Source organism: Pseudoalteromonas sp. SWXJZ94C (assembly GCF_015864385.1).
Taxonomy (GTDB): Bacteria; Pseudomonadota; Gammaproteobacteria; order Enterobacterales; family Alteromonadaceae; genus Pseudoalteromonas.
The window spans coordinates 1-10,479 of the sequence record NZ_JADYXF010000078.1; the positions used below are offsets into that span (position 1 = coordinate 1).

General features: G+C 34.7%; 13 protein-coding genes. 3 read left to right on the plus strand and 10 right to left on the minus strand.

The window, feature by feature from the left end:
* The 7 genes from I6F65_RS20280 to I6F65_RS20310 all read right to left on the minus strand — a co-directional run.
* On the minus strand, positions 1–137 hold a 137-nt coding region (locus I6F65_RS20280), incomplete at its 3' end, for a transposase family protein (RefSeq protein WP_197111189.1).
* Between the two features lie 74 nt (positions 138–211).
* A complete protein-coding gene (locus I6F65_RS20285) occupies positions 212–724 on the minus strand; it encodes a M23 family metallopeptidase (RefSeq protein ID WP_024612751.1) in 513 nt (170 codons plus the stop codon).
* Positions 725–831: 107 nt separating this feature from the next.
* Positions 832–1,101 carry a YrhK family protein gene (locus I6F65_RS20290; RefSeq protein WP_024612752.1) on the minus strand — a complete coding sequence of 90 codons (270 nt, stop codon included), beginning with the start codon at positions 1,099–1,101 and terminating at the stop codon, positions 832–834.
* Between the two features lie 206 nt (positions 1,102–1,307).
* Positions 1,308–2,651: an SPFH domain-containing protein gene (locus I6F65_RS20295; protein ID WP_024612753.1), complete on the minus strand. Its 1,344-nt coding sequence runs from the start codon at positions 2,649–2,651 to the stop codon at positions 1,308–1,310.
* On the minus strand, positions 2,644–2,982 hold the full coding sequence (locus I6F65_RS20300) for a hypothetical protein (RefSeq protein ID WP_024612754.1): 339 nt from the start codon (positions 2,980–2,982) through the stop codon (positions 2,644–2,646). The genes I6F65_RS20295 and I6F65_RS20300 overlap by 8 nt, the downstream gene beginning before the upstream one ends.
* 520 nt (positions 2,983–3,502) lie before the next feature.
* Positions 3,503–3,907 (minus strand): hypothetical protein, encoded by a 405-nt coding sequence (locus I6F65_RS20305; protein ID WP_197114640.1) that lies wholly within the window; start codon positions 3,905–3,907, stop codon positions 3,503–3,505.
* 205 nt (positions 3,908–4,112) lie between these two features.
* Positions 4,113–4,736 (minus strand): hypothetical protein, encoded by a 624-nt coding sequence (locus I6F65_RS20310; protein ID WP_197114642.1) that lies wholly within the window; start codon positions 4,734–4,736, stop codon positions 4,113–4,115.
* A 518-nt stretch (positions 4,737–5,254) separates the two neighbouring features.
* Here I6F65_RS20310 and I6F65_RS20315 point away from each other — a divergent pair.
* A complete protein-coding gene (locus tag I6F65_RS20315; protein ID WP_197114644.1) occupies positions 5,255–5,794 on the plus strand; it encodes a hypothetical protein in 540 nt (179 codons plus the stop codon).
* 224 nt (positions 5,795–6,018) lie between these two features.
* Here I6F65_RS20315 and I6F65_RS20320 read toward each other — a convergent pair whose 3' ends face one another.
* A complete protein-coding gene (locus I6F65_RS20320) occupies positions 6,019–6,426 on the minus strand; it encodes a hypothetical protein (protein WP_166115195.1) in 408 nt (135 codons plus the stop codon).
* Between the two features lie 379 nt (positions 6,427–6,805).
* Here I6F65_RS20320 and I6F65_RS20325 point away from each other — a divergent pair, with 379 nt between their 5' ends.
* The gene (locus tag I6F65_RS20325) at positions 6,806–7,354 is read left to right on the plus strand and encodes a hypothetical protein (RefSeq protein WP_197114645.1); all 549 of its coding nucleotides are present in this window, start codon (positions 6,806–6,808) and stop codon (positions 7,352–7,354) included.
* 163 nt (positions 7,355–7,517) lie between these two features.
* On the opposite strand, the gene I6F65_RS20330 is transcribed toward I6F65_RS20325, so the two are convergent.
* Entirely contained in the window at positions 7,518–7,925 is a 408-nt protein-coding gene (locus I6F65_RS20330; RefSeq protein WP_166115201.1) for a hypothetical protein, read from the minus strand.
* Positions 7,926–8,435: 510 nt separating this feature from the next.
* A complete protein-coding gene (locus I6F65_RS20335; RefSeq protein WP_166115203.1) occupies positions 8,436–9,686 on the minus strand; it encodes a sodium:proton antiporter in 1,251 nt (416 codons plus the stop codon).
* A 485-nt stretch (positions 9,687–10,171) separates the two neighbouring features.
* On the opposite strand from I6F65_RS20335, the gene I6F65_RS20340 reads away from it, so the two are divergent.
* Positions 10,172–10,479, plus strand: a 308-nt coding sequence (locus I6F65_RS20340; RefSeq protein WP_197114647.1) for a hypothetical protein, incomplete at its 3' end; no start/stop codon positions are given.

Consider the following 10,479-nt stretch of genomic DNA (forward strand, 5'->3'; position numbering starts at 1 on the left):
TCTTCCCAGCCTTGGCATCCAGACACAACAGCGCTGACGGCTAAGAATATGATATCAAATAGTTTATGAACCACTTTACCTTGTTGGCGAGGATCATCGATTGATTCGAAATATTTAAATAGCTGAATATCAAGCATGAGAATGCTCCTTGAAAAAAGGAGTATAAGATCATACTTTTAAGTCAAGGTAAAGTTCGTGATCTTGCCCTGGGTTACTTGGTAAGTTTTTTATGAGGGCTTAAAAAAAACATTTTTTTCCACCCTTGGCTTTGCGTTGTAAAAAGCCATGGCATGGGCACTAACGATAAAATAGAATAATGTACATGAGGCTGTTTTCCCGCCGCATTTCCTGTATCACCTAATAAACCAATCTGGCTATTTATACTAACCATATCACCGGTATTTACTGAGTAATTATTTAAATGTGCAAAGTAATGTATTCGCCATTTGGGTCCAAGCACCGCAACCACATTACCACCACGGGTTAACTCACCTGCAAATATAACAACACCGCTTGTTGAGGCAACTACGGGGGTATTTTTTTTACCAAAAATATCAATTCCTTTGTGCACACCCGACCTACCCCAAGGTTCATACCAAAACGTATTATGGTTCCAATCCTTACTTGTAGCACCTTGTACAGGAATCATTATTTTTTCGGGAATTAGTAAGCCTATAATTAATAAAGTAGCTATACCAATTGTAATCCATTTAAGTACTTTCACTTTTCTATCCTTGATATTTAATAACTAACCTGAACTCTGGATAATAAATAATTTACCTATACAGGTAAATTATTAGTCATAATAACTGAACTCATCATGAGTCGTATTTATGGTGTTTTATTTGAATGAAACACCCGACTAACATGTACTAAGCTGATCAACTTCAAAACAGGTTTTATAAGTAATTGAGCACTACCCGCTATAAACAACCACGTACCACTTTGCACTAATGCATCATTTAAAAAGAAAAAACTACCAATTAAAAACCACACCGCAATAAAAAAATCGTTCAATGCACCTAACGCCTCATATCGTCGTTGAATAGTAATATGCTCTTGCCCTAAATCTAAAATAAATTGATTACTGTTCGAATCCATAACTGCTCACTATTTACCTTTTATTACCTAAATACATGTTTAATAAGCCACAAAGCTTACCTAAACAGTACAATAGCAAAATACGCACAATAAAAAACGCTGACCAATGCTTATTGGCCAGCGTTTTTATTGTTTATATAATAATATTTAAAGGCTAAGTATTTAAAGGCTATGCCTCAATATTGTTTATATATTTAGTAAATTATTTATTTTTTCTCTTTTTCTAAACGTTTTTTAAGGCTTAATGCAGCGTCAGCGGCTAATAAACGCATAAATTCAGAGCCATTGCTTTGCTCACCTTGGCTCGCGCCAATTACAATTTCAGGCACTAAACGGCTATTGCCTAAACTCGTAAATAAAGCGGTTTGAATTTTAACTTCTGCTTTTAGCGTTTCATCAAATACATACTTAGGGTCAAGTGCCGCAGACTTAGCTCTTAAACGAGCTTCAGCTAAAACGTCCATACCTAATGCTTCTAAGCGTTGTTGCTTTAAAATCTCTTCTTGCTCTTTTGCAAGTTCCGCTTTTACAGCAACACGTTGCTGCGCAGAAATAATAGCATTTGCCTTAATTCGCTCAGCATCAATTTGCTCTTTAATTTTAAGCTTTTCTGATTCAGCACGTTGCTTAGCAATTGCTTGCTCACCTAAAGCAACTTCAGTACGTGCTTGCTGCTCTGCTTTTTTAAGATTTTGACGTGCTAATGCTTCATCAGCTGCAGCTTGTTTTTGCGCCTCAAGACGAGCATTTACTTTGCTCTCGTAATCAATATCAATAATACTGGCATCAACTACTGTAATACCATAAGCACCTAAAATAGGAGCATTACGTAGCGCATTACCTTCATCGTCCATTTTAATATTAATAGTTACACGCTGCTGCTTACTTAAATTACCCAAATCGTCAGATTTATCACGTTCACCCGTACTAATAATTTGTTCAGTAACAAAAATACCGTTAGTTAATTGATCAGCAAAATCTTGGCTTAACTGACCATTACCACCAGAGTAATGCTGCTCTACCGACATCATACGCGCCGACGCTTTTACATTTTCAGTGGTCGCACGCATCAACAAGTTAGATATTAATGTTTCTTGTGAACCAAACTCTTCGTGTATTTTAAGTAAACCGCGTAAAGAACCCGATTCAGCTGCAGGTACATTGCCTGGTAATCTAAAGCGAGAAACACCTCTTGCGCCGCCCGTTGTCGTATCTAAAAATCGAATCGGTATTAACGGTACAATTGCGCTTGCTGTTGCGCCTGCGTCACCGGTAAAGTTAATCGAAATTACTTTTTTATAAGCCGATGTAGTACCAAACGCTTTTAAATAAGGACCAGCCTGATTTATTACGGTTAAGTTACCTGTAAAAGCTGATTGGTGAACCAAACGTTCATCAGCTTCATTCCACGAAACAACTTGCGATGTAAGCGTTGCAATTACCGCTAATACAACAACAATCGATGTTATTAAAATTACATTTCTACGACCAAATCGGTCAATAAAAGAATCACTTTTTACTGCAGGAACTACACTCTGTTCGCTAGCCATTTTTATTACTCTCCATGTTTAATTTCTTTTTAACAAAGAAAATGATTTCCTGTTCACTTAAATGTGCACAAAAACTACCAGAACGATGTAGTTGAACAAATGTTGCGAGGATTTCTTCTTTGCCTTTAGCTGTTTCTTCTTCGTTTTCTTGAGTTTGATCTTTTTCTGTTAGTTGATTGATTAGCTCATCCACTATCGTGTCTGTATCAAACAGTACGTTGTATTCATTTGACTTTCTTACCCGGCTTTTATGTATATTGCTATAAATTACATAAATCGCCACGCACAAAATAATCACCAGCGTACTTAACCCAATAATATAAAAAATCATAAGATCTACTTAAATTGGTTTGAATATTTAATCAGTAATAACACCTGTAAATATTGATACACAAATGTTAAGCCGTTAATTTTACAGTAAACCTAAGTAAAAAACAGATTAAAAAAGTGTTTAATAAATAAAGTAGAGTTTCAAATGTAATTTAAGAATTTAAATAATGTAGTATTTTTGATGTATTAAAGCAGTTCAACCCTAAATATTCGCTATAAAACAGGCTATACGCAAATGTTGAAAACGATACTATTTATGCTCATCCGTACTTAATTTGTACCTAGTAAATAAGTAAAAGGATGTCATTTTTAAAAAGTGAAAGGCTTACTAATGTTAACTAAAATACTTAATGGTTATCGCTGAGCGCCTTTAAACGCAACTATGCAAAGCTGAATTAACGCTATACAAAACACAAAAAAGCCCATGTTAGGGATTAACCTAACATGGGCTTTTTTACTCTCGCTATTTTATAAAAGTGCTCTAAGTAAAAGCACTCTATAAAGCTTTTTATAAAGGCTTTTTATAAAGATAATTCTTCTTTAGCGCGAGTTAAGTTATGCGATACCATTGTACTTGTAGACATTTCGTTTGCTTCGTATAAATCAGCAAGGCCAGCAGTGTCGTTATGCGCTTTTAAACGTGCAACACCACGGTTGCTTAATGCGAATGACGTAAGTTGGCGTACTTTAAATTTAGGACCATCTGCGTCTTTTAAAAGTGCAATTGCTTGTGTACAAATTTCTTCAGCTTGTGCGTAGTTTTTTGACTTAACATTCAGTGCGCAGCTATTAAATGATTGCTCAAGTGGCTGTGGCGCTGTTGCAGCTTCAATAACCATTAATTTGTAATCACTTTGGTTAGCCATTGCAGCAGCTGAACATGTAAGTAGTGAGCCAAGAGCGATAGTTTTGATAAGTGATTTCATGGTTATATTCCTATTAGTTAAGCCGTGCTTGTTGCCGACAAATGAACTTTAAAGAATTAACACAACTCCGACAAACGATTAAAACAAACCTAATAAGTGAAGAAAACTAATCTATAGACTTTAGTCTAATAAATGAAATGTATATAAGGGCTATTTAACGTTACTTTTAAATCAATAGCCCTTAGTAAATTAACTCGTAGAAGTTTTAACCTTCTATATTTTTAAGAAAGTGTGCCTTCATTTTATCTGTATTTGTAAAGCTTTCGTTTGAAAAAGGAACCACTAAGTCACTTGCTTCTAAAAACAGCAAGTCGTTATCAACGCAGTATTTTAGCGCCCTTTTTAATGAATCTAACCCTTCTTCGTCTACATCCAAATCTATCTGTTCCATTAGTTCAAAAATGCCTTTAGCATCATCACTAAAACCTGAAGCGCTGTAATTACCTTCTATGTTCCCACCGCTTAAATCAGTACAGCCAACTAATGGGGAGCCCTCAATAGATGTATAACTTTTAAAAAAGCCTGGGTGATCTTCAAACTCAATAAAAGATAACGCAAAGTTTCGTGAGTAATAAAAATCATGGAGATAACCAGATATTGCTGCAATAGCAAAAGAAAAAGTTTTTGCAAAGTCATTCTGCTCTTGCTGTGACGCGCTCAGCCACTCTCTCATGTTGCCATAAATACTTTGAATAAACTCTTGCTCGCTTTCGTCATCAGTAAGTTCCTTACCACGCTCTTCAGCTAAAGTCGGATCCTCTAAAACGTCATAAACATATTTTTTAAGTTCATTTTTAGAAATTGCATGAAAAGTTACATCGTAGCCCATTAGTTAGTCCTTTATATATTTAAAATATTTGGGTCAAGCCTATAAAATACCTGACAGTATAAAATGATCAAATAAATCATCTTCATCTAAAATATACAATAATGAAAAAAAATTTTAAACTAAATAATTACACACTGTTTTGTCTTTTAAATGTATTGAGTTACATTTTAACTATTAATTTTAATAAAGAGTTTTTAATAAATAAATGCGAACCACTAAATGGAATATAATTTTTATGCTGTTAGCCAAAAAGATCTTGAGGTAAGAAAGAATAAAAAAGTAACAGGTGGATTCATAAACGGACTTATCTGTAGGTATTTTCAGCTGTATTTACAAAAAAACACTACAACAAGTAGTTTACAATATAACACAGCAAGAATAGGCTCTTTATGCGGATGCGATGAAATCAAGTTCTTCGTTAGTAAAGGATGTAATTATAAAAGAAGCTGACTTTATAGTCTTGTATTATCATATGCACAACAATCCCAAGCGATTAAGGTTTTGGCAAGGAATTTTCAATGGCTGTGAATAAAAAACTAACATCTATACTACCTATTATTATAGCTTTATATTCGACTCACTCATTAGGCTCTGATGATGAAATTTTGAATTTTTTAGATAATAAAGTAGAAAATAAAACAAAGCTTTTGTCTGATTCTATTTCACGATGTAAAAAAGAGGAAAATACATCCTCGGAATTAAGACTAGATTTAAATGTATTTAAAACGCTTAAAGTATCAAAAAACAAATTTATGAAGTCGCTGTTCTATTTTAAGTTTCGAAATCAAGAGCTATGTGAAAGTAAGTCTCGCTATGCGCTAGCTTTTGCGATTAATCAACTTAATTTCACTCGTTCTGAGCTTGGTTTAGCCGTATCTGAATATAGTGAGAGTACTACTGTAATTTTATATGAATCAAAAAAGTTTTTACAACTTAAAATTGACTTCATGAAACTTGATGAAAATATACGCTCAGAATTCGAAAAACAAATTGGTAAAAAACCTTTCAACCCTCACAATATTTTAGAAAAATTAGATACTGATTTACTTAATAAGTAGCGGAATTTACAACATTAAACTTGTATAGATTTAGAGAAAAAAGAAATTAAAATGATGACACACTTATTTTTTCATTAATAACATAAGTAATAGTGGGCTAAATCTATGCAGTTAAAACAAAAAAGCCCATGTTAGGGATTAACCTAACATGGGCTTTTTACTCTCGCTATTTTATAAAAGTGTTCTAAATAAGAGCACTCTATAAAGCATTTTATAAAGGCTTTCTATAAAGATAGTTCTTCTTTAGCGCGAGTTAAGTTATGCGATACCATTGTACTTGTAGACATTTGGTTTGCTTCGTATAAATCAGCAAGGCCAGCAGTGTCGTTATGCGCTTTTAAACGTGCAACACCACGGTTGCTTAATGCGAATGACGTAAGTTGGCGTACTTTAAATTTAGGGCCATCTGCGTCTTTTAAAAGTGCAATTGCTTGTGTACAAATTTCTTCAGCTTGTGCGTAGTTTTTTGACTTAACATTAAGTGCGCAGCTATTAAATGATTGCTCAAGTGGCTGTGGCGCTGTTGCAGCTTCAATAACCATTAATTTGTAATCACCTGTATCAGCCATTGCCGCAGCTGAACATGTTAATAGTGAGCTAAGAGCGATAGTTTTGATAAGTGTAAGTTTCATGGTCATATTCCTGATTAGTTAAGCCGTGCTTGTTGCCGACAACTGAACTTTAAAGAATTAACACAACCCCGACAAACGATTAAAACAAACCTAATAAGTGAGAAAAATTAACCTATAGACCTTAGTCTAATACGATATTATTTTTTCTATATATAAAAAGGACTTACACAACATGGCTGTACCTAAAAATCATCATTTTTGTTTTTATGAATACTCTTTATTTATAAGTTTTTATTTGTAGGTTTATTTTTAACCTACTTGTTTTTGCCATAGTCAAATAACAATCAAACAAATTTATACACTTAATTACATGCAATACTAAACAACGCACTTATAATAACCACTCTACTAACTTATCATTATTAACGGGCTGACTGTTTTGAAATACAAACTCCCTCTTTTTGTTCTATTAGGCACACTTTTACCATTTAGCCAAAATGCCGATGCAAGGCTTTTACTTGGTAGCAAAATGCCAAACACCGCCGTATTTGTTAAATCAGAATTTAATGGTGATAGTAGCATTACATCTGTTGGTGTCGAAATGATGGCAAAACAAAATCATAGTAACTTTGGCGTTATTTTTACAAGCGCTGTTGGTGCCGCAAGAGTAGATAACAAACAAGGCGAGCAAGAAGAATTCATTACCTGGGATAACGGGATGAAACTTGGCTACTTCAACGACTTTTTTATTTACGCAGAGCTAGGTTTAGACCTATTCGAACTCGCCTTCAAAAACGACCGCGGTGATAACACCTACCAAATAGAAAAATCGAACAACGACATAGACGGCTACGCAGGTATTGGGATGGGCTATCATTTTAAACCATTTAAAATAGAAGCATTTACACGAGTACGCCAAATTGATGGTTACTACTGGGAAGCAGAAGAACATATTTACAGTGGTGTTCAACTCTCGCTTACGTTTTAATATTTAGCCTTGGTAATCATTTTATAAATAGGCACCGTGTACGTAATTATTTATGCGCTCACTAAATTTTAGTTAAAACAAACACAAAAAAGCCCATGTTAGGGATTAACCTAACATGGGCTTTTTTACTCTCGCTATTTTATAAAAAGCTTATAACGGCTTTTTATAACGATAGTTCTTCTTTAGCGCGAGTTAAGTTATGCGATACCATTGTACTTGTAGACATTTGGTTTGCTTCGTATAAATCAGCTAAACCAGCTGTATCGTTATTCGCTTTTAAACGTGCAACACCACGGTTGCTTAATGCAAATGACGTAAGTTGGCGTACTTTAAATTTAGGACCATCGGCGTCTTTTAAAAGTGCAATTGCTTGTGTACAAATTTCTTCAGCTTGTGCGTAATTTTTTGACTTAACATTCAGTGCGCAGCTATTAAATGATTGCTCAAGTGGCTGTGGTGCTGTTGCAGCTTCTATAACCATTAATTTATAGTCACTTTGGTTAGCCATTGCAGCAGCTGAACATGTAAGTAGTGAGCCAAGAGCGATAGTTTTGATAAGTGTCAATTTCATGATTATATTCCTGTTATGCCAATTGTTTAAACTAGTGAGCTTTTTTAGCGTCAGGTAAATAGCTTAATAACAAGGCAAAAATTATGAAATATAGTCGTTCTATATAAGTAATTTTTAACGCCGTTAGTGAGTTATTTAATTCGCTAAAATGATCATGTTTTAATAAAATTGGTATTAGTTAGTCGTGCTTGTTGCCGACAACTGAACTTTAGAGAATTAACACAAAACCGACAAACGATTAAAACAAACCTAATAAGTGAATAAATCTAACCTATAGACTTTAGTCTAACTTAAATATTAATTTTGATTTTGATTTTAATTTTAACTTTAAAAGTAGGCTTATTTGCGATCATCGCTATAACCACTTATAAAACAGCTGGTTAAAAATATTTAAACCCTCTTTTCACTCTAAAAAAATAAGCCCGTAAAATCTGCTTATTTTACGGGCTTATAAATATAATTATATTCGGCGCACTTTAACCGCCTCTATTTAATTCATCATTTTTATATTTAACGAATGCTTTTAGCCACTTTACCAATACTTAAACCCTGAACCAAAATAGAAAACACCACAACGGCATAAGTCAGAGCCAATAAAATATCGCGCTCTGTACCATTTGGTAATTGCAGTACCAACGCCACAGATATACCGCCGCGCAAACCACCCCAGGTTAATACTTTCCAAGCACCAGCAGGTAACCCTAACTGGTTACCAAAAGTAGTTGTGGTTACACCAACCACAATAAGCCGCGCTAATAACGCGATAATAATCGCTAAACCTGCGGCAACAAATAAATTGCCCGAATACGCAATCATTACCACCTCAAGCCCAATTAAAACAAATAAAATGGCATTTAAAATCTCGTCAATCAGCTCCCAAAATAAATCAACGTAATGGCGTGTTTTGTCGCTCATAGCCATACTACGACCATGATTACCTACCATTAACCCCATCATTACCATGGCAAGTGGGCCCGACAAATGCCAATGGCTTGCAAGTGCATAACCACCAATAACGCCCGCTAAAGTAAGTAGTACTTCTTCTTGGTAACTATCAATACTTTTAAGTAAGTAATATAAAATACCACCTAATACCAAACCAAAAACAATACCGCCACCGGCTTCAACCGCCAGCGTGTGTGCCACATAATAGGTTGTAGGAATATCACCGCTGGATAAAATACCCAATAAAAGCACAAAAATAACCACGCCAATACCGTCGTTAAATAACGATTCACCCGCAATCACTGTTTCAATACTTTTAGGCGCGCCAGCCGATTGTAAAATACCCATTACCGCAATCGGATCGGTTGGCGATATTAACGCGCCAAACAACAAGCACCAAATAAACGACAAATTAAACCCAAGTAACGGCAATACAAAATAAAGTGCGCCGGCAATAATGACCGTAGATAACAACGTGCCTAAACACGCAAGAATCCCGATTGGCAGTTTATAACGCTTTAAATCACTAACATTAACGTGCAATGCCCCTGCAAAAAGCAGCATAGAAAGCATGCCATCAAGCAAAACCTCGGTAAAATCTAACTGATCGAGCAAGCTCACTTCGTAATCTATAAGATCATCAAACCCTAAAAAGCCCAAAAATATAGCGCCGATAGACAAAAGCATTGAAATAACCATAACGCCAATGGTTGTTGGTAAGCCAATAAAACGATGGTTTACATAGGTGAGTAACGCGGTAATTGATAAAAATATCGCACTTATTTCAAGTACGCTTAGGCTGGTTCCTGGTGCCATGGTTTAAATCTCAATATTTATTTAATGGTGCCTTACTCAAAATAAGCAAAGCAGAAGGGGTATTTATAATAAGTTTCGTATTAATATTTTTCTAGGGCTAATACATTGCATATATAGCGACAACAAGCGTACCTAAAACTCTGATATATCGTATTATTCTGAATTAGCGAGTGCTTTGACTTTTTACTATAAAACAAAAAGTTAAAATACGTGTCATCGTTATTTCCCTTTAGATAGCATTAACTTCAGTAAGCTTTAAACAGTTTAATAAACTAGTTTTAAGGCTAAATCTAAATAATACAGATGAGAATAGCTGCATCGTTCTGCTGAAACCAGCACACCTTAGATCTGCAATACAAATAATTGAAATTGATAAAGTTAAAGACCGTATGAATATTATCACTTAAATCTACCCTACAAAACATTGAACATGATATGTTAACCGAAAAAGCAAGTTTAAAAAATTGCTTCAATGGAATACTAAAATGAAAACCCAAATGAGCAGACTTTGTTTTAACATAAAAGCACTAAAAATCATTTATATTAGTATTATTGTTACCTTACTTTCAGCCTGCTCTGATAGTAAAGAAAATGGTCCCAGTATTTATCTTATGCCCGAGGGTTACGTTGGTTCAGTTTACATTATTTATAACGTTCCTAATGGTCAACCTCCCAGGTATGAAGGCGAGTCCCGCGTTTATGAAATACCTGCATCGGGTATGCTAATAACGCAAATGAAAATGAAATCAGGCAGAGAAGATAATGGTGATGCCCTTTTTTATTTTAAAAATGG